This is a genomic window from Terasakiella brassicae, assembly GCF_014641495.1.
In the GTDB taxonomy this organism is placed as follows: domain Bacteria; phylum Pseudomonadota; class Alphaproteobacteria; order Rhodospirillales; family Terasakiellaceae; genus Terasakiella; species Terasakiella brassicae.
In genome coordinates this window covers 91,522-114,626 of sequence record NZ_BMHV01000003.1, presented here as the reverse complement: position 1 = coordinate 114,626, position 23,105 = coordinate 91,522, and the positions used below count along the sequence as shown (strand labels likewise).

The window sequence follows — 23,105 nt, the reverse complement described above, 5'->3', positions numbered from 1 at the left end:
CAAAGCGGAAGACGTACAACTTTATGTATAAGATCATTATCCCGCGATTGTCAATCGATCTTGAGAAAAGTGAAATTTATATTTTCACAATAAATTCAGGTGTATTATACATTTTTTAGAATAAATGGGATTAGATAAAAAATATGTTTGATTGTTTCTTAAAAAGAAATACCATTTTAGGATAAGTTTATTTTAAAAACTTCTTTAATATTACACCACTTAGGAGGGTAAGATGAAATTCAAGAAGGCGGCCTCTATCGCCGCGATCACAATTTCGTTCATGTCGGGATTGATAAGCACCGCCCCAGTTCATGCGGCTTCACCCAACTCTTATATCGGCACCATTTTTGCCACCGGGGCGCAGTTTTGCCCGCGCAATACGGTGGAAGCAAACGGACAACTGTTGGCGATTTCTGACTTTGAGGCCCTATATTCAGTTGTCGGTATCGCCTATGGCGGGGATGGACGCACCTCTTTCGGCTTGCCGGATTTACGTGCGCGCACCATTGTCGGCGTTGGGACCGGCCCCGGCTTAACCCCAACCCCACGGGGGCTGAAAAACGGACAACAATTCATTACCCTGACCTCCGCAAATCTGCCGTCCCACACCCATACAAGTACATTCGATGCGGCACCTCAAACAGCCTTTGCGGTCTCTGCCAACAACGCAAGCCATGCAACCCCTGCGACCCATGACTGGATTGCCATAAGAAAACAAGGTCTTATACAGCAAAGTTCATACATTGCACCGGCCGACAAGGGCACAACGGTCAAAGTTGTCGCATCCAATACCACGTCATCAACTGGCGGGACTGTCACTCTTGATAACGCGGGTGACGGTATGCGAATAGGGGTTAATACGCCCAGTATTGTCATACGTTACTGCGTTGTGACCGAGGGTCTCTATCCCCCACGTACGTAAACGCATTCCTGCGCTTTTCCCATCTGATCATTTTTTTAAAAGGATCACTTCAATGTTTTCCAAAAATATCATAAAACCTTTTGGTCTTGCTGTGGCAGGCCTGCTCGCAAGTACACATCTGACCACCGCAGCCTACGCCGATTGTGAACCCGATCCCTATATCGGCAGCATCTGCATGACGGCGGCTTCCTTCTGCCCGACTCAATATTTCACCCTTGGCCCTGTCCAATACGTACAGATCTCTCAACAACAAGCACTTTTTTCTTTGCTTGGCGATACGTATGGCGGCGACTTGCGTACAAACTTTGGCCTGCCTGCCACCGAAGGCCGCGTCTTGCGTTCCGAAGGCTCCCCTCCCGGATTAGTAGCCGTCGATCAAGGCATGATATTCGGCTCAACCCATGTCTATATGACAGAATCCTCCATGCCCACACATACGCATACAGCCACCTATGCACCGTTTGGTGCAAGTGGTCCCGGGTTACAGGTCTCCACCGAAGATGGAACCAAAAAAATCCCTGCCCCTGGGGATTACATGGCGGTTTCCAACCTTAATGGCACACAAAGCAAAAGCTTTATCGCCGCAGGAAATGCGGATCCCACCGTCAACATCAGCGGTGGCTATATTTCAGACCTCCCGCCAGAACAACCGATTGAGATATCTGACACGGGTGGTGATGGTGCCATCCCCATTTCGCCGCCGCAACTCGGCATGCGCTACTGCATCGCTTACGATGGTATATATCCGCCACGCACTTAACCGCTCAAAGATTTGGAAGAAGATTATGAAAAAACTGAACTTATATAAATCCATTCAAACGGCTGCTTTTTTGGGCGGCAGCATCCTCACCTTGACATTGGGCAGTGAAACGGCACTGGCCTGCAGTGATGATGCCTATCTGGGCAGCGTATGCGTAACGTCTGGCAATTTTTGCCCGAAAGATTTCGTACCTGCCGATGGGAAAGTCTTGGCCATCTCCAGTAATCAGGCCCTGTATTCCTTACTCGGCAATATGTATGGCGGCAGTGCACCGGCAACCTTTGCCTTACCGGATTTGCGCAGCAGAACCCCGGTTGGTATCGGCGGTAGCTTAGACATCCAACAAGGTCAGCTTTACGGTCAGGAAACCGTTACACTTACAGTCAGTCAACTTGCCGAACATAATCACGGCGCAACATTCACACCGGATACATCCGGCGGATTTAGCGTAAAGGCCTCGAAAAATGCAGCCCTAAAAGAAATTCCGTCCAACGGTGATATGTTGGCAACGCCCCCTGTCAACGGATATATCTCTAACGGACAACAGGGCTCACCGGTTATGTTAGGTGGGGCAACAGTCCCCCCATCGACAGGCAGTGTTGTGCAAATTGCCAATGCGGGATCAGCACCTCCCACCCCTATCAGCGTGATTGACCCGCAAACTTCGGCGCAATATTGCATCAAAATGAAAGGGATCTACCCGCCTCGTCCATACTAAGTACGTTTTAAGCCCTGCCAGATCAAACGGCAGGGCTTTTCTTTTTTTAATCCAGCATCATATCAATAATAACTTTATCCGTTTCACGCATACCGTCACGCCCCAGTTTGGCAACGTTGGCGATTGTGCTTTCTATGTCGCCCTTCACAATGCCTTCGCCGTCCTTAAAATGGCGGCCTTGTTTCGCCATATGAAAACCAAGGATCCCAGCCTCGACCGATGCTGCAATTTTAGACGCGCAAGCCGGTTTCGCACCGTCACATATAATCCCTGACACAGACCCCAAGCTGTTGATCAATGTCTGATTGATCACCTCGTGATCTGCCTCATGCAACCAGGCGATTCCGGCTGCGGCTGCCGCCCCGGCACTCACCACACCGCAATAAGCCGACAGCCAGCCAATTCCCGATTTCAAATGGACGGCAACCAGATTGGAAACGACCAAGGCCCGTAATAATGTGTCATGGCTCACGCCTAATTCTTTGGCATATTCAATCACCGGAACCGAGACTGTTATGCCTTGATTGCCACTGCCTGTCACAATCATCACCGGTAACTCGCATCCGCTCATGCGGGCATCAGATCCGGCAGAAGCCCGCGCTTTTGCCCGTGTTTTAACATCCTCCCCCCAGACCTGCATCAAGGTGGCACCGATATTGGCTCCCCACTCCCCTTTTAAACCTTCATCAGCGATTTGACTGTTATAGGTGATTTGCTGTTCCAGCAGGTCTTGAATATCCGCAATCTCAACAGCTTGTGCAAAATCAAGAATGGATTGAATACTTAAGCAGCCACGATCTGTATGGTTTGCATCAGCAGATACATCGGATAAATCTTGTTTAAATAAGATTTCGTCATCTTTGGTAATCAAAACGATGTTGGTATGATAACGCGAAATCTGCACCGTTGCCTTGGACTTCACCCCGTAAACCGTAACAATCATGTCGAAGGTATGTTCACTGTCCAAGAGCATGACATTAATCTTGCCACTGTCCAGATAGTCCTGAATATCGTTGTATCGACTGGAGTCCACACAACTTAAAACCTGTAACCCTTCATCCGCATCCCCGGCGACAATCCCGGCAGCCGTTGCAGCCACAATCCCCTTAAGCCCGCCCGTATTCGGCACAACCACGCTCTTGGAATTTTTGATCAAGTTCGCCGTGACCTGCAGATCAACCTTTTGTGCGAACTCCCCCAAAACCGCGCATGCTTTGGCTGCACCAAACGCAATGGCAATCGGTTCTGTACATCCCATCGCCGGGATCAGTTCTTCTTGCAAGATTTGCAAATATTGAAGGTAAAGACTATCACTGGATTTCATGGAGCATGCTTTCTTGAAAAGTCGTCATTTGATCTCTTTCAAAGATAGCGCGATCAACCGGGTAAAACTTTGCTTTATTTCTATTAAATATAATATAGTTAGAAAAATTTTCTAACTATATTATATTTAATAGATTTAATTCTTGCCTAACATGAAAAAACCCGCCAACCAAAAGCTGACGGGTTTTTCTAATCGAATGTACGTAATCTTAAGAAGAATAATACATTTTGAATTCGATCGGGTGCGGGGCGTGTTCGAAGTTATAGACTTCTTCCCACTTGAGATCGAGGTAGCCGTCGATCATGTCGTCGTCCATGACGCCGCCTTTTTTCAGGTATTCGCGGTCTGCATCCAGAGCTTCCAGTGCTTCGCGCAAGGAACCTGCAACTGTCGGCACTTCAGCCAATTCTTCAGCCGGCAGATCATAGAGGTTTTTATCCATTGCTTCACCCGGGTGGATTTTGTTCTGGATACCGTCAAGGCCAGCCATCATCATGGCAGTGAAGGCCAGATACGGGTTCGCAGTCGCATCCGGGAAACGGATTTCAACACGCTTGCCTTTCGGGCTCGGTGCGAACGGGATACGGCAAGATGCAGAACGGTTACGGGCAGAGTATGCCAACAGAACCGGTGCTTCGAAACCCGGGATCAAACGCTTGTAAGAGTTTGTAGACGGGTTGGTGAAGGCGTTCAAAGATTTCGCATGTTTGATGATACCACCGATGTAGTACAGGCACATGTCGGACAGGTCTGCATAACCATTACCCGCAAACAACGGCTTGCCATCTTTCCAGATAGACTGGTGTGTGTGCATACCGGAACCGTTGTCACCCGCGATCGGTTTCGGCATGAATGTTGCCGTTTTACCGAAGCTGTGCGCAACCATGTGAACAACGTATTTGTAAGTTTGTACGTTGTCGGCTGTTTCGATCAGTTTACCGAACATCATGCCCAATTCGTGCTGAGACGGTGCAACTTCGTGGTGGTGCTTGTCCATCGGAAGGCCCATTTCCTTCGCGATTGTGACCATTTCTGCACGCAGGTCTTGTGCAGAGTCAACCGGCGGTACCGGGAAATAACCGCCTTTAACGCCCGGACGGTGGCCTGTATTGCCTTCGTCGAATTCTTTACCCGTTACCCACGGCCCTTCATCAGAGTCGATTTTGAAGCCAGTGTCGTGCATTTCGTTGGAATAACGCACATCATCAAATACGAAGAATTCCGGCTCTGCACCGAAATAAGCCGTATCACCGATCCCAGCAGATTCCATGTAAGCAACGGCTTTTTTCGCGATAGAACGCGGGTCACGGTTGTAAGGCGTACCTGTAGACGGCTCGTAAATGTCGCAGTTTACGATCAGGCACGGCTGTGCAGAGAACGGGTCGATAATGGCAGAGGTCGGGTCAGGGATCAAAGACATGTCTGACTCGTTGATTTCCTTCCAGCCTTCGATGGAAGAACCGTCGAACATGATACCATCTTCGAAATCGCTTTCAGACAGTACGTCCGCACACATGGTCAAGTGCTGCCATTTGCCGCGCGGGTCTGTGAAACGCAGGTCGATATAGTCGATTTCGTTTTCTTTACAGACTTTGAAGATATCTTCAGGAGTTTTGCAATCCAAGGGCATAATGCTTCCCTTCCCTTACTTACTTGGTTGTGAAAAAAAAGATTTAGATATTCCAAACGAAGGCTTAAACGGCTTCCGGCCCGGTTTCCCCGGTACGGATACGGATAGCTTCTTCAACAGTGGAAATAAAGATTTTGCCATCCCCGATGCGACCGGTGTGTGCGGCCTGCTGGATGGCTTCAACGGCGCCCTCCACCATAGCATCGTCAATGACGAGTTCGATTTTTACCTTCGGCAAAAAGTCAACGACATATTCTGCGCCACGATACAGTTCTGTGTGACCTTTCTGACGACCGAAGCCTTTTGCCTCGATTACCGTGATGCCTTGCAGTCCGACTTCATGGAGTGCTTCTTTCACTTCATCCAGTTTAAACGGCTTGATAATGGCTTCGATTTTTTTCATCAGCAGACGCCTCTTTTATGTCTTACAGTAAACTCTAACTTCCCAAATGAAATGCATTTGCGGTGTCACACCTGCACTTCTGTCGCAAACATATAAAGCATAGATCATGCCAACTTTAAAAACCGGAGAAAAACCAGAGATTTCGCACTTTTACGTCCTCTCCTCACATCGGGTGCCTTATTTTTGAACAATTATTAAGCTTAAAATTTAGCCTATTGATTATTTTTTAATCACCGCATGATTTAAAAACCATACCCCGAATATGTCTTTTTCCAATCTCGTTTCGACTTTGTCCCACATCGTAATCTGGATTGCAGTCGATCAGAAACGAAAAAATAAAAACCATGCGCATTATGATTAACTCATTGATATATAAAAACTATATTCCCGACATCAAATCCACGCTTTTAGGGAATTTCTAAATAGGTCCAACGACTCGCACGCTCAAGAAGACAACTCAATTATTGCATAAGCATACTGGAACGCTTAAAAAGTCATGGGGCATCAAACAGGTGCCTAACTCTTAGGCGGAAGCAAGATGATGACTCATATAGACAAATTCAACAATTTGCCCAGTCAAGATGGTGAAATCGTGGATTTATATTTGTTCGGCTGGTTTGACAATACAGGTAACACAGGCGACTACGGATTAAACGTTGCCCCGGCCCAAAAAACATTTCAAACGTTGATAACGACAACCTATATGTTTCAAAGCGAACCGATGTTCACACTATGCTGTCGGCCCTTTAAGATGTCACAGGCACAGTTTGAATATCTGCAAGAACACGATTTGGATACGCAGGATTTTCTTTCAAACCTTGGCCCGTTGCCGGATATCGTCTTTAGCGTAGACCTGTCGCAACACAATGATGTCAACAGCGCCCTTGGTGCCATAAAAGATTTGCCCTTTTAAACGCTGTATTTCAACCCGATCACCCCTGCGGATTTGCGCAACTGAGCGGGGTCCAGCAAGCTGGGCATACGCATACCAAAATCATAGATATTGCCTTTGACATGGCGTACACACAGCCCCTTTGCTTCAGCCTCTTTTACAAAGGCCTCTATTTTATCGGGCTGAATGGCAATTTTTCCGAAAGATTGATAGTTCATAACGCGTTTATAAATTATTTCTTTTTCTTCAGTTCTTTAATCTTATCTAGGCGTTCATCCGAAATCGCATTGAAACGGTCAATCGCGCCGTAAATCTGTTCACCAATGGCGCTAATACGTTGCTGACGATTATCTTTCGCGTCCATATGGGTTTTGAACAGATAGGTGGCATCTTCTTTCGGTAACCTGAACATTTCCATCTGCATCATATCTTGTAACGCCCTCTCAAATTTCGGGACTTTGCGGATACGGTTATAGCTGCGAAACTTTTTATGTTCATATTCAAAATCCATTTTGTCTTTTTGCATGACAACACAGATTTTTGCCGGTTTTCCCGCTTGCAATTCATCCAGACAAGCTTGTGAAGTCTTATCGAACTGCGCAACCATCCCTTCCATACGAATGGCTTCGGCCTGCATTTCCTGAAGATGGACCATATATTCACCAAGTTTTTTATCATAAGCCGGATCAGCATGGGCAACTGTCGCTAAAAGACAACCTGCCGCAGCAAGGCAAAAGACCTGTTTCTTCATCATTTCATCCTATATTCAGACGCGTTTAGGTTTGTCTAATCGCAAAATGTGGCAAACCCATGGTCATATATTTGGCCGTGAAAAAATATTCCAGACTGATGTAAGTCAATGCCATACGCATAAGACTGCTGCAAGGTGAGGCAACGTTTACATGAAGGAAAATTAAGATGTTCTGGCGCAAGTCTCTCGTTATCGCAACCGCACTTGTCGGTGCTCTCTCCACCTCCACGGTATATGCTGCTCAAAAAACAGACGTTATCGCAACCATCAAACCCATTCATTCGTTGCTTTCTAGCCTGATGAAAGACGTTGGCACACCCATCTTGTTGATCGAAGATAAAGTACCTTTAAATTACACGCCAAGTGAAGCCGACCTGCAAAAATTAAAAAAAGCCGATCTTGTCGTCTGGATGGGACCGGAACTGGAAGCATCTCTCAGCTCAACGTTAAGCAACAGCAAAAATACCTTTGAAATGCTGTCTTATTCCGACTTCAAGGTTTTGCCCCTTCGAAACGATGATACGCAACGCGATCCTTATATATGGCTGGATGTCCGAAATGCAGAGGTAATGATTGATGCCCTCTATGAAAATCTGGTGAAGGTCGACCCTGCACATGAAAAGCAATATGGCGAAAACCGCACAACTGTAAAACGTGAGATTGCCGCCCTGGATCGTCAATTTGAATTTGGTTTTCGCGCCATTGCCGCCGGGCAATCGTGGCTTTACCATGATACCCAGCAATATTTCGAACAATCCTATGCGTTTAAAGTCCGTGACATTCTTGCCCCAAAGGCCGGTCACGAAGCAGACATGGCCAACATGTTGACTTTGCGCACAAAATTAAACGATATGGGACCGGTTTGTTTCTTCACAGAAGAAGGATTGACCGACAAAAATCTATCATTTGCACTGGATGGGTCCGATACAAAAGTCGCAACCTTGAAATCCTATGGCTTAAGCTTTAAGGCCGGTCCGAATTTGTATCAAGAAATGATGCAATATAACTTCGATACCATTGCCAACTGTTTCAAAAATATCGGCGCAACATACGTCGAACCGACTAAAAGAAAAAAGCCCGAATAGCAAGATACCCAACGTAGATTAATTCTGTTGCGGCGATAAGGGCCATAAAGGCAAGAAGGTATTTATTAATGCTCATATGGTCATTTTCGCCGTTTTCTTTTTCCGTGTACTTGAGGCTGGTCAACCGAGGCGAAAGTCACTCAGCCAAATTCATCGTAATGGATCGGTTATTCCCCTTCTGCGTATGACGCGATGTTTTGAAATAATCCGGTTTGGGGAAGATATGCTTTTCCCAATTTTGTGCAATCAACGATCGCTTGTCACAAATCACAATTCGTTTTGTTGTCTCCGCTTGTGGCATAGAGGAAGCCCCCTCTGTCATCGTCTTATCCGTCATGGCAAGGTTCCCTGTCGTAACTTTCCTGATTATGACAATTCAAGAACCATACCAACGCAGTAAAAAATATTAACTCTTTGTTAATAAACAAAACTTGTAAAGTGTTCTTGCATACAGATTAAAACAGCGGAAAAAATCACCGCCCTTATGCGGAAATATCTACCTATTTTCCAACCTCAAAGGTTCAACCAATGGCGGGACACATCAAGCATCCTGTTTGCAAATCCCCACTCATTGTCAAACCAGCAAAACAGCTTGAGCATCCGCTTGGAATTTACTTTGGTCTGTGAACCGTCCACCACACATGACAAAGGCGAATGATTGAAATCGACCGATGCATGCGGTTCTTCCGTATACCCCAGAATATGCGATAAAGTTCCCCGGCTTAAGTCCGCGAACAAGTCATTCACCTCTTCGACACTCACGTCATTTTTCATGTTCAAGGACACATCCAGAACGGAAACGTTCTGTGTCGGCACACGGATATGCAGGCAATCGAATTTCCCTTGCAAATGCGGGAGCATTCTTTCAATACCGCGCGCAAGTGAGGTATCGATTGGAATAATGGATTGCAACCCGCCCCGGCTGAGGCGCAAGTTACGCGCGTTAGAACTATCAATAATCGGTTGGTCATTCATCGCGGAATGAATGGTGGTCGTCATCCCATTTTCAACCCCCCATTTTTGATCCAGCGCCTTCAAAACCGGAACGATACAGTTTGTTGTGCAGGAGGCGGCAGAAACGATACGTTGTGTGTTATTCAGAACCTCATCATTCACCCCGTAAACAACCGTGGCTTCGACTTCGGGCAAGGCCGGTTGGGAAAACAGCAATCGTTTCGCCCCAGCATCAAGATAGCGTTGCGCCTGTGCAAGATCACCAAATGTACCACTGCATTCCAAAATCAGGTCGATTTCCAAATCCTGCCAATCCAGGTCTGCCGGGTCCTCGGTATTTGAAACACGAATAACATCGCCATCTACGATCAAGTTGCTATCGCGATGTTCCACACAAACCGGAAAACGCCCGTGGGTCGTATCGTAACGCGTCATATAGGTCAGGGTCTCAATATCACTCAGACTATTAATGGCGACAACCTGCATGCCCCATTTGTCTTTACTTTCGTAAAGGGCACGCAAAACAGCCTGTCCAATCCGGCCATAGCCATTTATTGCAATACGATACATGTTCCTGTTTCCTTAAACCCAAAAGACCCACCGACATCATAGTCAGTGGGCCTTTTTTCTCAATCCCTAACCAAAAGGATTTTCAAGTCACTGCTATTTAATCGTTTTTGTGACGCTCAAAATAGGCTTGCGTCATTTTGAAAACAACCGGACTTAAAACCGCAATCGCAATCAAGTTCGGCAAGGCCATCATGGCATTCAGTGTATCTGCCAGTAACCAGATGAAATCAAGGCTGACGGTTGCCCCCAAGGGGACAGCCAAAACCCAAACAATACGGTAAGGGACAATGGACTTCACACCAAACAAATATTCCACGCAACGTTCACCATACAAAGACCAGCCCAAAATGGTGGTAAAGGCAAAGACCGCCAATGACACGGCAACGATATAGTTCCCTGCCCCCGGCAATGCAGCGGCAAAGGCCGCCGATGTCAGGGCCGCACCGGATTCACCCGATGTCCACAGACCGGACGTCACAATCACCAGACCGGTAATCGTACAAACAATGATCGTATCAATGAAGGTACCGAGCATGGCAATCAAACCTTGGCGAACCGGGTCTTTTGTTTGTGCAGATGCATGTGCAATCGGGGCGGACCCCAGGCCAGCTTCGTTGGAAAAGACACCGCGTGCCACACCAAAACGGACCGCCGCCCAAACAGCCGCACCGGCAAATCCACCTTCAGCCGCATGTCCTGTAAAGGCACTTTCAAAGATCAGGCCAAACGCATGTCCCAATTGATCGGCATTGATAAACAGCACAACCAATCCTACCAGAATATAGGCTAGCGCCATAAATGGAACCAAGGCCCCCGCAACGGAACCGATCCGTTTGATCCCACCGATCAGAACAGCCCCCACCAAAATCATCACGATAAAGCCGGAGATCAGCGGCGGAATGGAGAAATTCGTTTCAATCACTTGTGCAATTGAATTGGATTGCACACCGTTACCGATGCCAAAACCTGCCACGGCACCAAACAAGGCAAACAGGGTGCCTAACCACGCCCATTTTTTGCCCATACCGTTTTTGATGTAGTACATCGGGCCACCGACATGGTTGCCGTCTTCGTCAACTTCACGAAAATTCACCGCCAGAACGGCTTCTGAATATTTGGTTGCCATGCCGACAAGGGCGGTCATCCACATCCAGAACAAAGCACCCGGCCCACCAAGAAAGACAGCCGTTGCCACACCGGCAATATTCCCGGTCCCAACGGTCGCCGCCAAGGCTGTCATCAATGCCTGATAGGGTGGTACTTCGCCGTCCTGTTCTTCGCCGCTGCGTGCACGCACACCGCCAGCCAACAACTTAAAACCTGTTCCCAACTTCAAGATCGGCATCAATTTCAAACCGATACTCATAAACAGGCCAACACCTAAAATCAGGATCAGCATCGGCCAACCCCAAACAATTCCATTAACATCACTTATTATGGAAGTTATTGTTTCCATTATTAAAAGTCCTCTCTCTGTATATGAAACGTTTTTGTTTTTATTGGGGCTTTATGACTAGATTTTGTTCGCCCGGAAAAAAATTGTAATTTTATTATATTTTTAAAAGGCGCCTCTCTCCCGACACCGAAAAAAAGGCAAGGGAGAGAGGATCCCCAAAGGTCTTGAAAAACAAAGGTTACGGCACTTGCTTTTCTTCGACCACGCCCACCTGAACGGCTGTAGGGGAATTTTCGTTCAGGCGGTCATCTCTTTCGTGATTTTTATTTATTATTCAGCCGCATCGGCATAATCTTCCAACGGCGGGCAGGAACAAACCAGATTGCGATCCCCGTAGGAATTATCCACCCGGTTTACCGGTGCCCAATATTTATCGACACGGAACGCCCCCGGCGGATAACAGGCCTGTTCGCGGCTATACGGACGATCCCATTCACCAACAAGATCCTCCACCGTATGTGGTGCATTCTTCAGCGGGTTGTTTTCACCGTCGATCTTGCCGTCTTCGATATCCTGTGCTTCGGCCCGGATGGCTAACATGGCATCACAGAAACGATCCAATTCTGCCTTGGTTTCACTTTCTGTGGGTTCGACCATCAGGGTTCCGGCAACCGGCCAGCTCATCGTCGGGGCATGGAAGCCACAATCGATCAAACGTTTGGCAACATCGTCCACCGTTACCCCTGCACTGTCTTTCAACGGGCGGGTATCAAGGATACATTCATGGGCCACACGACCGGATTTGGAGGTATAAAGAACCTCAAACGCGCCTTCCAGACGTTTGGCGATATAGTTGGCGTTCAGGATGGCAACCTTTGTGGCCTGTGTCAGTCCTTCCCCGCCCATTGCCAGACAATAAGCCCAGGAAATCGGCAGGATAGAAGGCGACCCAAACGGGGCCGCCGATACCGGACCGACAGCCTCGTTCAATTCAGGATGTCCCGGCAGGTAAGCTTTAAGGTGTTCGCGTACCCCGATCGGCCCCATGCCGGGACCGCCACCACCGTGGGGGATGCAGAATGTTTTATGCAGGTTCAGGTGCGACACGTCCCCACCGATTTTACCCGGCTGGACCAGACCGACCATCGCATTCATATTGGCCCCGTCGATATAGACCTGACCACCGTGTTGATGCGTAATGTCGCACACTTCACGCACGGTTTCTTCAAACACACCATGTGTGGACGGATAGGTAATCATGCAGGCCGCCAGATTTTCAGCATGTTTTTCCGCCTTTTCACGGAAATCGGCAACATCAATATCGCCGTTTTCTGCCGATTTCACCACAACGACCTTATAACCGACCATTTGCGCCGTTGCCGGGTTCGTCCCATGCGCTGATGTTGGGATCAAACACACATTGCGATGACTATTGCCTTGTGCATTGTGATAATTACGAATGGTAATCAGACCCGCATATTCCCCTTGCGCACCGGAGTTCGGCTGCATGGAAATCGCATCATAACCGGTGATCTGGCATAATTTATCCGATAAATCATCGATCATTTCATAATAACCATCAACCTGATCGCGCGGGGCGAACGGGTGGATATCACCAAATTCAGGCCATGTAATCGGAATCATTTCCATTGTGGCGTTCAGCTTCATGGTACAGGACCCAAGCGGGATCATGGCCCGATCCAGCGCCAAATCACGGTCCGCCAGCTTGCGGATATAACGTGTCATTTCAGACTCTGCCCGGTTCATGTGGAAAATCGGGTGGGTCAGATATTCTGATGTACGCGCAACATCGCTGGGCAGACGATAATCAAGGGCAATCGTCGGATCATCCTTCATATCGTTACCACCGAACGAGGTCCAGATCGCCTCGATCGTTTCAGGGCGGGTTTGTTCATCCACACTGATCCCGATACGGTCATTGCCGATTTTGCGCAGGTTGATCCCGTTGGCAACGCCAGCATTCAGGATCACACCCTGCATGGAACCGACTTCAACCGTGATGGTGTCAAAGAACACATCCGGGGAGACTTTGAAGCCGAGTTTTTCAAGACCGACCGCCAAACGAACCGCATGTTGATGAATGATCTGGGCAATAGCCTTGATCCCGTCCGGACCGTGGAACACGGCATACATGGACGCCATAACCGCCAACAAGGCTTGCGCCGTACAGACGTTGGACGTTGCCTTTTCACGGCGGATATGTTGTTCGCGTGTTTGCAGGGCAAGACGATAGGCCTTATTGCCGCGACTGTCGATGGACACACCGATAATACGGCCCGGCATGGACCGTTTATAGGCATCACGTGTCGCCATATAAGCCGCGTGCGGGCCACCAAAACCCATCGGTACGCCGAAACGCTGTGTGGATCCGACAGCAATATCTGCCCCCATCTCGCCCGGTGCTTTCAAAACAGCCAAGGCCAGCGGGTCCGCAATCATAACGGCCAACGCCTTAAATTCATGCAGGTTTTCGATAATCGCTGTGAAATCCCGCACATCGCCATAAGTCCCCGGATACTGGAAGACCGCACCAAAAACGTCATCAGCTTTCAGGTCCGTATCAGGGTTACCGACAACAATTTCAATCCCGATAGGCTCGGCCCGTGTTTTCATCACGGCAATATTTTGCGGATGGCAGTTTTCATCAATAAAAAACTTTGTGGCCTTGGATTTAGAGGCCCGCTGCGCCATTGTCATGGCTTCAGCCGCAGCCGTTGCTTCGTCCAGTAAAGAGGCATTGGCAATATCCAACCCGGTCAGGTCCGCCACCATTGTCTGATAGTTCAACAAGGCTTCCAGACGGCCTTGGCTGATTTCCGGCTGATAAGGTGTATAGGCGGTGTACCATGCCGGGTTTTCCAGAATATTGCGCAAAATCACTGGCGGTGTCATGGTGCCGTAATAGCCCTGTCCGATTAGTGAAGTCAGAACCTTGTTCTTTTTGGCAACACGGCGCAGGTGGAACAGGGTATCGCGCTCAGACAACGCATCCCCCCAATCAAGTGCGTCCTGTTGGCGAATATCACTCGGGACCGTTTCATCAATCAGGCTATCGAGGCTATCTGTCCCGATCACCTCCAGCATTTTTTCCATCTCTTTGGGAGACGGGCCGATATGACGGCGATTGGCAAAATCATACGGTTGGTATGTTGTCGGTTTAAAGGTCATCTATAGATCCTTTCCAATCCAAAAAATTAGGCAATCAACGCCTGATAAGCATCTTGATCCATCAATGCATCCAACTGTGATGCATCCGCAATCTTGATTTTATAAAGCCACGCATCGCCTTCCGGGTTTGCATTCAGCAGACTTGGGTTATCGGTCAAATCGTCGTTGGCTTCAACAACTTCTCCGCCCACAGGGGCATAAATTTCACTGGCGGCTTTGACACTTTCAATCACACCGATTTCATCATTTTGATCAAAGGTATCGCCGACTTCTTTCAGTTCAACGAACACAATATCACCAAGTTGCTGGGCGGCATGTTCGGTGATACCGACAGTGGCGACATCGCCGTCAACGACAATCCATTCATGGTCTTCGGAAAAATATTTGGACATTACGCGTTCCTTTTACTTAGCGTTTGTAGTTCTGTTGAACAAATGGGGTTTTAACGATTTTTGCAGGCAAAAGTTTGCCGCGAACAGAAAGTTGAACATCGGTATCAGGGGCCGCAAATTCTGATGCGACATAACCAAGCGCAACCGGGCCTTCAAAGGTCGGACCAAACCCACCACTGGTGACCTGCCCGATCGACGTTCCATCCATAGAAACAACCTCGACACCCTGACGGGCGGGCGCGCGGCCCAAGGGTTGAATGCCGACCAGTTTACGGGTGGGACCTTCTGCCAGTTCTTTCAAAATACGGTCTGCACCGGGGAAGCCACCTTCTTCACGGCGACGTTTCTGCATGGCCCAATTCAATTGCGCTTCCACAGGGGATGTGGTGGCATCAATATCGTTGCCGTACAGACAAAGCCCGGCTTCCAACCGCAGAGAATCCCGTGCGCCCAAACCAACCGGGGCGAGGTTTTCATCTTCCAGCAAAATCTTCGCAATTCGCGTAGCCTCACCTTGCGGGATGGAAATTTCATATCCATCTTCGCCCGTATAACCCAATCGGGAAATACGGCATGTCGTCCCAAGGAAATCGACTTCCATCGTTTCCATGAATTTCAAATCAGCCGCTGCGGGTGCATGTTTGGCAACGACACTTTCAGCCGCAGGCCCTTGAATGGCAAGCAAGGCATGATCGGTAATTTCAATGACCTCACATCCCGTCAGATTGTTTTTCATATGGGGAATATCTTGGTCCCGCATCGCCGCATTCACCACCACGAATAAATAATCGCCCGCATTGGAAACGATCAGATCATCCATGATGCCGCCTTCATCGTTGGTGAAGAAGGTATAACGCGCTTTCCCCACCGGCAAACCGTCAATATTGCTGGGCACCAGTGCCTCAAACGCCTTGGCCCGGTTTTCACCGCGCACGATGACTTGTGCCATATGGGAAACATCAAACAACGCCGCTTTGTTTCGGCAATGATGATGTTCCCCCATAATCCCCATTGGATAATTAATCGGCATGGACCAGCCGGCAAACTCGACCATTTTGGCACCGAGTTCCATATGCAGGTCATAAAGGGGAGTCTTTTTTATGTTAGATGCAGACATGGAGTGTTTCTTCCTTATTTTAAAATCTGTTCAGGCATGAACCGCCGGAACGACGACCTTGTAGAATGTCGTCATGGTTTGCGCCCTGCCTTAATACAACGGAAAACGACGACAAAGATCGACGACTTGTTCACGCACTGCCGCTTCGATTTCGGTGTTGTCTTCACCATGTTCAGCAATGCCGTCAATGACATCACAAATCAGATGACCGATTTTTTTGAATTCTTCGATCCCGAACCCGCGTGTGGTACCCGCCGGTGTACCCAATCGAATACCCGATGAAATTGCAGGCGGTTGAGGGTCAAACGGGATACCATTTTTATTACAGGTGATGCCCGCGCGTTCCAGTGCCGCATCAACCACCTTGCCCGTCACGTTTTTGGGGCGCAGGTCAACCAGCATCAGATGGGTATCTGTCCCACCGGAAACGATATCCACCCCGCGTTCCATCAGTACAGCCGCCAATGCCTTGGCGTTATCCACAACATTTTGCGCATATTCTTTGAAGCTCGGTTGCAAGGCTTCACCAAAGGCCGCAGCTTTAGCCGCGATCACATGCATCAATGGTCCGCCCTGCATCCCCGGAAAGACAGCAGAATTAAATTTCTTTGCCAAGGCTTCGTCGTTGGTCAAAATCATGCCACCGCGCGGACCACGCAGGGTTTTATGCGTTGTTGTTGTCACCACATGGGCATGTTCAATCGGGGATGGATGTACACCACCCGCGACCAGTCCGGCGATATGGGCCATATCCACCATCAGGTAAGCCCCGACCTTATCGGCAATGTCACGAAAACGGGCAAAATCGATAAAGCGTGGATAAGCCGACCCGCCTGCAATAATAAGTTTGGGTTGGCATTCAATGGCTTGAGCTTCCAACGCTTCATAATCAATTTGGGACGTTTCCCGGTCCACGCCATATTGCACGGCATTAAACCATTTCCCCGACAAGGTCGGACGTGCGCCATGCGTTAAATGCCCACCCGCATCCAATGACATGCCCAAGATCGTATCACCGGGTTGTAACAATGCCAGCAACACGGCCCCGTTGGCTTGTGCACCGGAATGGGGCTGCACGTTGACGAAGCCAACGTTAAACAGGTCTTTTGCCCGCTCAATTGCCAGCGTTTCCGCCACATCCATAAATTCGCAGCCACCGTAATAACGCCGTCCCGCATATCCTTCGGCATATTTATTGGTCAGAACCGAGCCTTGCGCCTGCAACACTGCCTTGGACACAATGTTTTCAGAAGCAATCAGTTCAATCCCTTCGGCTTGGCGTTTCATCTCGTTTTGAATGCCGCTCATCAAGGCCGGGTCTGTTTCGCCAAGGTCTTGATGGAAGAAGTTTTCAGTTGTGTTCGTCATGTTTTAAAATCCTGTTAAATCTTTAGCACTCAACCAGATTGACGGCTAAACCGCCCTGAGAGGTCTCTTTATATTTGCTTTGCATATCCATGCCCGTCTGGCGCATGGTCTCAATCACTTTGTCCAGCGACACCATGTGCGACCCATCCCCGCGCAGCGCGAGGCGTGAAGCATTGATCGCCTTGGTCGCCCCCATTGTATTGCGTTCGATACAGGGTACCTGAACCAATCCGCCAATGGGGTCGCACGTCAGGCCGAGATTGTGTTCCATACCGATTTCGGCGGCATTTTCCACTTGTTCGTTCGTTCCACCCAACACCGCGCACAAGGCACCGGCCGCCATCGAACAAGCCACACCGACTTCGCCCTGACAGCCGACTTCGGCGGCCGAGATCGACGCCCGTTTTTTATAAATCGAACCAATCGCTGCTGCGGTGAGGAGAAAATCCAGACTGCCTTTTTCACAGGCACTGGGACAGAAACGTTCGTAATACGCCAGTACCGCAGGGATGACACCAGCCGCCCCATTGGTCGGGGCCGTCACAACACGCCCGCCGGCTGCATTTTCTTCATTCACCGCCAAGGCAAATAAATTGACCCAGTCCAAAACGGTAAGCGGGTCTTTCATCCCGGCTTCGGGACGTGTTGATAATTCCTGATGAAGTTTATAGGCGCGGCGTTTAACGTTCAATCCACCGGGTAAAATCCCTTGTGTCTGGCACCCCCGGTCAATACAGGCCATCATCGCATCGCGTACACGTTTTAAGAACGTTTTAATGGCCTCTTCCCCGTGGGCGGCAACTTCATTGGCAAACATAACGTCCGCAATGCTCAGATTATGTTTTTGTCCGTGCTCCAACAATTCTTTGGCCGAGGAAAACGGGTAAGGAATGTCCGGTCCCTCTATTTTTTCCCCGGCGTGTTCAAATTCATCACGGTCCAGAACAAATCCACCCCCAACAGAAAAGAACTCCTGTGTGTAACGTTCCTTTCCCGTTTCATCCCATGCCTTGATTTCCATCGCATTGGGGTGTTCAGGTTTGAATACATTGAAATGAAAAAGCAGATCATTTTCTTCATCAAATGAAATAGACTGACTGCCCCCCAGCATCATGGTTTTTTCGTCACGAATAGCTGAAACAATATCGGGCACACGATCAGGAGCAATACTGCGCGGGCGTTCGCCGGACAAACCAAGCAACACGGCCGTATCGGTGCCGTGTCCTTTTCCAGTAAGGGCGAGGGAGCCAAAGAGATCAATTTTAACGCGGCTGATTTTTTCAATCAGACCACGGTTTTTCAATTCCGTACAAAATCGAAAACCTGCCCGCATGGGGCCAACCGTATGGGAACTGGAGGGACCGATCCCAATGGTAAACAAGTCCATCGCGCTGAGATGCTGCATGGCCCCTTTGGGCGTGCGCACCGCGATAACTTCCGCATCCGTCTTTTTTTGTTGTATAGAGTCCGACAAAGGCACCTCCAAAACAAACCGTAAAATACGGTTTCATTGAACGATGCCCCCTCTGTCTTTGATACCTGAGATAGTCCCCGCCCAGACTTGGCTGATATCGGGTTGACCTTCGGTGGACCGGATCGTGTCCGGTCTCTCTCCAGAGTCTCATCTTCCTGCAGTACGTTTGCCTGAGAGTTTCCGGGGCGGTTGCTCCTTCGGCGACAGCTTCTACCGCTGTCTCTCCCACAGGAATTTCAAGAGAAATGAATATGTATGAAAACGGAATCCAAACCCCGCTTTCCCTCTTACGGTAGGTGACTTATGAAGGAGTTGTCAAAGCCTTTTTTCACCCCTTGATATTTATTGCAATGCGAACAGTCGGTTTTCTGTTATTTCTTATGGGGCGCTTTGATATTTTATACCGAAAATATTTTACGCTTATGCAGTGCCCAATACAAAATATCACCCTATCAAATAAGGGCATTTAAAGGGAAGTCGCAATCTTCATGAACGATCCGTACCTGATCAAACCAGACCCGGAAAACGGCCTGACGACCACAAAAATTAAAGGTGTCGATGCCCAAGGCAACGCCATTGATCTTTTCACAGTGAATGAGCGACCTTTAAGTGTTTTCCTCAATAACCGGGAGATCGTCACCCTGATGACGGTTGGTGATTATCCTGAACTTTTGGGCCTTGGTTATCTGGTCAATCAACATATGATCAATGATGACGATATCATTGAAATGATCGAATATGATGCAGAAATAGAAACCGTCGTTGTGCGAACCGAACGCACAACCGATTATGAAGAAAAACTGAAACGTAAAATCCTGACATCCGGTTGCGGCCAAGGAACCGTTTTTGGCGACATCATGGACAATCTGGATGATGTTCACCTTCCTCAAAACGCCAACTTAAAAACAAGCGATATCGCCGCCTTACTCGCCACCATCAAGGCCACACCCAGCCTTTATCAAAAGGCCGGGTCCATTCACGCCTGCGTTCTGTGTAAAAACGCCACTCCCTTGATTTACATGGAAGATGTGGGACGTCACAACGCGTTGGACAAGATCGCGGGCTATATGTACCAACACAATATGGTCGGGGGTGATTATGTTATTTACACCACGGGGCGCATGACCAGCGAGATGGTCATAAAGGCCGTTTCAATGGGCATTCCTATTCTTATCTCGCGTTCTGGGGCAACCCATTGGGCCTTGGAACTGGCCCAAAAGGCGGGTTTAAGCCTGATCAGTCGCGCCAAAGGCAAACGATTTATCGCCCTGTGCGCAACAGAGCGCATCATCTTTGATGATTAACGGCTACATTCATCCAACAAATAAACGATGGAGCGATAAGGAAAACCTGCTTTTTCAGACAAGCCGATTTCACAGGTCCGACTGGTCGAATAGCCTTCACTGATCCCGTCCAAAGATCGGTTGAGCTTACGCAAAGCATGCGCGTTCAATTCCGGTGTCGTAAACCCCTTGTCGCCTGCCCAACCACAGCAGCCGACCCCTTCCGGGATAACAACCTCGCTGACGCATGCCTCGACAACCGCCTTCATTTTCACATCCAGTGCCATTTTTTGCGTGGAACAGGTCGGATGAATGGCAACTTTGCGATTTTGTTTTTGGATATGAAGGCGTGGCAATACCTGATCGTGCATAAATTCGGTCATATCCAGACAGTTCAAACTGTCCCCATTCATGCCTTTCATGCGGAAGCTGCAAGGGGATGTATCAAACACGATCGGATATTTCCCACCCTCAGACGCCTTAAATAACGCCTCGCTCAGTTCATTGGACTTCCCGGTTGCCACATCAGTCAACCCCTTGCTGTCAAAGGGTTGCCCACAACATAGATCATTCAGACCGTCCGGATAACGCACCTGAAAACCTGCACGTTTTAACAAACGTTCCGTCACCACGGGCAAAGGTGTTTTTTGAACATCATTGCGCGCCGGTCCCATGGTGCGCGATGCACAACTGGGCAGATAGATCACGACATCACCGTCTTGTTCCACAGACGGTTCCGGTTTAAATGAAATACCGCTTGGCATGGATGGGGTCCAGCGTGGCATTCGATCCCCACTGATTTTACGCATCCCGTCCGTCATCCCCTGCATGACCTTGGACCCTAAAATCCCGTGAGCAAGGTCGGCAGCTTTTAATCCCATTGCAGTCGCGTTCATCGCAACACCATAATGATCGGCGAACCATTGTCCCAGTCGGGTGGACCCCTTACCCGCTTCGCGCCCACGCAGCATCTTGATCAAACTGCCCGTTTCAATACCGACCGGACAGGCCGTTGCACATAACCCACAGGCCGCACAGGTATCCATCCCCTGATAAACATACAGATCACGTAAAGCCGTACTGTCTTCGCCCGCCGCATCCCGTCTGGAAATTTCTCGCCAACCGACAATGCGTTGACGCGGCGTTAAGGTTAAATGGCGCGACGGACATTTTGGTTCACAAAACCCGCATTCGATACATTTATCGACAATTTCTTCCGATGCGGGCAGCGGCTTCAGATTTTTCAGATGAACATCTTTATCGTCATTGATAATCACACCGGGATTGAGCAATTCTTCCGGGTCAAACAAGTTCTTGATCCGGCGCATCAAGGCAAAGGCATCAACGCCCCATTCCATTTCCACAAACGGGGCCATATTGCGCCCGGTGCCATGTTCAGCCTTTAGGGAACCATCATATTTATGGACCACCATTTCACAGACGGCATCCATGAATTTGCCATACCGTTCGACTTCACTTTCCGTATTGAAATCCTGTGTAAAAACAAAATGCAAATTGCCTTCTAAGGCATGACCGAAAATAATGGCTTCGTCATAATGGTATTGCTTGAACAATTTATGCAGATCAACCACACCGGCGGCCAGATGTTCAATCGGAAAGGCGACATCTTCAATAATGACCGTGGTGCCGGTTTCACGCATGGCCCCGACCAAGGGGAACAATCCTTTGCGGATCCCCCAATAACGCGCACACACATTGGGGTCATCGGAAAATTCAACCGGATGGACCGTTTCAATATGAGCAAACGATTGTGTCGCCTGAACGATCTTGTCTTGCAGTTCCGTTTCATCTTCGCCGCGAACCTCAATCAACAAGGCGGTGGCATCATCGGGCAAGTCTTTTAGGAAAGCGGGCATGCCTTCTTTATCCTGCACAGATCGCAAGCCCGGTCGGTCCACCAGTTCCACGGCCGCAACCGGGGCATTTTTCAACAGTTGAACGGCCTTCGCGGCAATTTCACAGGTTTCAAAATAAACCATTGCGGATGCTTTATGGGCATGTTCCACACAGGTTTCATAAGTAATTTCAGCTATAAAGCCCAAGGTGCCTTCTGATCCAATCATCAAATGCTGTAAGATATCAATCGGATCGTCATAATCGACCAAGGCATTCAGGCTGTAACCCGTTGTATTTTTAATCTTGAATTTCTTGGCAATCCGTTCTGCCAACACCGGGTCGGCCTGCACATCATCGCGCAGTTGGCGCAATCCATTTAACAGGGCACTATGGCTTTGGCGAAACAGATTGACCGAGGTTTGATCCCCCGTATCCAATAAAGTGCCATCATGCAAAATCACCCGCATGGACGACAAGGTACGATAGCTGTTTTGCGCCGTTCCGCAACACATGCCAGACGCATTGTTCGCCGCAATCCCCCCGATTTTCGCGGCATTGATCGAGGCGGGATCGGGGCCGATTTTTTTACCAAACGGGGCCAGCTTGGCATTGGCCTGCCCCCCGATCACACCGGGTTGCAGGCTGACACGGCTTTGATCATCGGATAATTTAAATCCGTCCCAATTGTCCCCCAACAGGCCCAGAACACTGTCACTGACCGCTTGACCCGACAGGCTGGTCCCGGCGGCACGAAACGTCACCGGCGTATTAAAGGCCTTACATTGTGCCAGCAACTCCTGTACCTGATCTTCACTTTCCACCACGACAACGATTTTCGGGACAAGGCGGTAAAAGCTCGCATCCGTGCCATAGGCCAATGTGCGCAACGGGTCCGTTATCAATTGGCTTGCAGGAAATGTTTGTTTCAAACTTGCATGAAGATCACGGTAAGGAGACTGCAACATGTTCTTGGCTTTCTTTTATCTCAGGCAAAATGTTTCGTATATTTTTTAAGTTTTG

Annotated in this window: 20 protein-coding genes and 1 riboswitch; of the genes, 6 read left to right on the top strand and 14 right to left on the bottom strand. The window is 48.9% G+C overall.

Features of this window, described 5'->3' with window-relative positions; all coding sequences use genetic code 11:
- The first annotated feature begins 232 nt into the window (after positions 1-232).
- Genes IEW74_RS02890 through IEW74_RS02880 form a run of 3 tightly spaced genes read left to right on the top strand, consistent with a single transcriptional unit; the run spans position 233 to position 2,400 of the window.
- Positions 233-922, top strand: a complete 690-nt coding sequence (locus tag IEW74_RS02890; RefSeq protein WP_188661326.1) for a phage tail protein — start codon at positions 233-235, stop codon at positions 920-922.
- Positions 923-974: 52 nt separating this feature from the next.
- Entirely contained in the window at positions 975-1,682 is a 708-nt protein-coding gene (locus IEW74_RS02885; protein ID WP_188661323.1) for a phage tail protein, read from the top strand.
- A 25-nt stretch (positions 1,683-1,707) separates the two neighbouring features.
- On the top strand, positions 1,708-2,400 hold the full coding sequence (locus tag IEW74_RS02880) for a phage tail protein (RefSeq protein ID WP_188661320.1): 693 nt from the start codon (positions 1,708-1,710) through the stop codon (positions 2,398-2,400).
- A gap of 46 nt (positions 2,401-2,446) precedes the next feature.
- Here IEW74_RS02880 and IEW74_RS02875 read toward each other — a convergent pair whose 3' ends face one another.
- From IEW74_RS02875 to IEW74_RS02865, 3 genes are all read right to left on the bottom strand, one after another.
- Positions 2,447-3,724 carry an L-cysteine desulfidase family protein gene (locus IEW74_RS02875; protein ID WP_188661316.1) on the bottom strand — a complete coding sequence of 426 codons (1,278 nt, stop codon included), beginning with the start codon at positions 3,722-3,724 and terminating at the stop codon, positions 2,447-2,449.
- A 208-nt stretch (positions 3,725-3,932) separates the two neighbouring features.
- Complete coding sequence (gene glnA, locus IEW74_RS02870; RefSeq protein WP_188661313.1) at positions 3,933-5,354, bottom strand: type I glutamate--ammonia ligase; 1,422 nt, start codon at positions 5,352-5,354, stop codon at positions 3,933-3,935.
- Between the two features lie 64 nt (positions 5,355-5,418).
- Positions 5,419-5,757: a P-II family nitrogen regulator gene (locus tag IEW74_RS02865; RefSeq protein ID WP_188661310.1), complete on the bottom strand. Its 339-nt coding sequence runs from the start codon at positions 5,755-5,757 to the stop codon at positions 5,419-5,421.
- Between the two features lie 538 nt (positions 5,758-6,295).
- On the opposite strand from IEW74_RS02865, the gene IEW74_RS02860 reads away from it, so the two are divergent.
- Complete coding sequence (locus tag IEW74_RS02860; protein WP_188661307.1) at positions 6,296-6,670, top strand: hypothetical protein; 375 nt, start codon at positions 6,296-6,298, stop codon at positions 6,668-6,670.
- On the opposite strand, the gene IEW74_RS02855 is transcribed toward IEW74_RS02860, so the two are convergent.
- Together IEW74_RS02855 and IEW74_RS02850 are read right to left on the bottom strand one after the other, a co-directional pair.
- Complete coding sequence (locus IEW74_RS02855; RefSeq protein WP_188661304.1) at positions 6,667-6,867, bottom strand: hypothetical protein; 201 nt, start codon at positions 6,865-6,867, stop codon at positions 6,667-6,669. The two genes, IEW74_RS02860 and IEW74_RS02855, sit on opposite strands and share 4 nt — an antisense overlap.
- A 14-nt stretch (positions 6,868-6,881) precedes the next feature.
- Positions 6,882-7,403 carry a hypothetical protein gene (locus IEW74_RS02850; RefSeq protein WP_188661300.1) on the bottom strand — a complete coding sequence of 174 codons (522 nt, stop codon included), beginning with the start codon at positions 7,401-7,403 and terminating at the stop codon, positions 6,882-6,884.
- 164 nt (positions 7,404-7,567) lie between these two features.
- Here IEW74_RS02850 and IEW74_RS02845 point away from each other — a divergent pair, with 164 nt between their 5' ends.
- Complete coding sequence (locus IEW74_RS02845) at positions 7,568-8,485, top strand: metal ABC transporter solute-binding protein, Zn/Mn family (protein ID WP_188661298.1); 918 nt, start codon at positions 7,568-7,570, stop codon at positions 8,483-8,485.
- Positions 8,486-8,621: 136 nt separating this feature from the next.
- Here the strand turns inward: IEW74_RS02845 and IEW74_RS02840 are convergent, their stop codons facing one another.
- From IEW74_RS02840 to IEW74_RS02805, 8 genes are all read right to left on the bottom strand, one after another.
- Positions 8,622-8,822 (bottom strand): hypothetical protein, encoded by a 201-nt coding sequence (locus IEW74_RS02840; protein ID WP_188661284.1) that lies wholly within the window; start codon positions 8,820-8,822, stop codon positions 8,622-8,624.
- Positions 8,823-8,998: 176 nt separating this feature from the next.
- A complete protein-coding gene (locus tag IEW74_RS02835) occupies positions 8,999-10,009 on the bottom strand; it encodes a type I glyceraldehyde-3-phosphate dehydrogenase (protein ID WP_188661281.1) in 1,011 nt (336 codons plus the stop codon).
- 97 nt (positions 10,010-10,106) lie between these two features.
- A complete protein-coding gene (locus IEW74_RS02830) occupies positions 10,107-11,465 on the bottom strand; it encodes an alanine/glycine:cation symporter family protein (protein ID WP_188661278.1) in 1,359 nt (452 codons plus the stop codon).
- 270 nt (positions 11,466-11,735) lie between these two features.
- Positions 11,736-14,594, bottom strand: a complete 2,859-nt coding sequence (gene gcvP, locus IEW74_RS02825; protein WP_188661275.1) for an aminomethyl-transferring glycine dehydrogenase — start codon at positions 14,592-14,594, stop codon at positions 11,736-11,738.
- A 26-nt stretch (positions 14,595-14,620) separates the two neighbouring features.
- The gene (gcvH, locus tag IEW74_RS02820; RefSeq protein WP_188661262.1) at positions 14,621-14,986 is read right to left on the bottom strand and encodes a glycine cleavage system protein GcvH; all 366 of its coding nucleotides are present in this window, start codon (positions 14,984-14,986) and stop codon (positions 14,621-14,623) included.
- Positions 14,987-15,002: 16 nt separating this feature from the next.
- Positions 15,003-16,103 carry a glycine cleavage system aminomethyltransferase GcvT gene (gene gcvT, locus IEW74_RS02815; protein WP_188661259.1) on the bottom strand — a complete coding sequence of 367 codons (1,101 nt, stop codon included), beginning with the start codon at positions 16,101-16,103 and terminating at the stop codon, positions 15,003-15,005.
- Positions 16,104-16,193: 90 nt separating this feature from the next.
- Positions 16,194-17,471, bottom strand: a complete 1,278-nt coding sequence (gene glyA, locus IEW74_RS02810) for a serine hydroxymethyltransferase (protein ID WP_188661256.1) — start codon at positions 17,469-17,471, stop codon at positions 16,194-16,196.
- 22 nt (positions 17,472-17,493) lie between these two features.
- Positions 17,494-18,945 (bottom strand): L-serine ammonia-lyase, encoded by a 1,452-nt coding sequence (locus IEW74_RS02805; RefSeq protein ID WP_444545761.1) that lies wholly within the window; start codon positions 18,943-18,945, stop codon positions 17,494-17,496.
- Between the two features lie 148 nt (positions 18,946-19,093).
- A riboswitch (glycine riboswitch) is annotated at positions 19,094-19,183 on the bottom strand.
- A gap of 250 nt (positions 19,184-19,433) precedes the next feature.
- Here IEW74_RS02805 and fdhD point away from each other — a divergent pair.
- Positions 19,434-20,249, top strand: coding sequence for a formate dehydrogenase accessory sulfurtransferase FdhD (fdhD, locus tag IEW74_RS02800; protein WP_188661253.1), 816 nt, complete (start codon positions 19,434-19,436; stop codon positions 20,247-20,249).
- On the opposite strand, the gene IEW74_RS02795 is transcribed toward fdhD, so the two are convergent.
- Complete coding sequence (locus IEW74_RS02795; protein ID WP_188661250.1) at positions 20,246-23,050, bottom strand: FAD-binding and (Fe-S)-binding domain-containing protein; 2,805 nt, start codon at positions 23,048-23,050, stop codon at positions 20,246-20,248. The two genes, fdhD and IEW74_RS02795, sit on opposite strands and share 4 nt — an antisense overlap.
- Between the last annotated feature and the right edge of the window lie 55 nt (positions 23,051-23,105).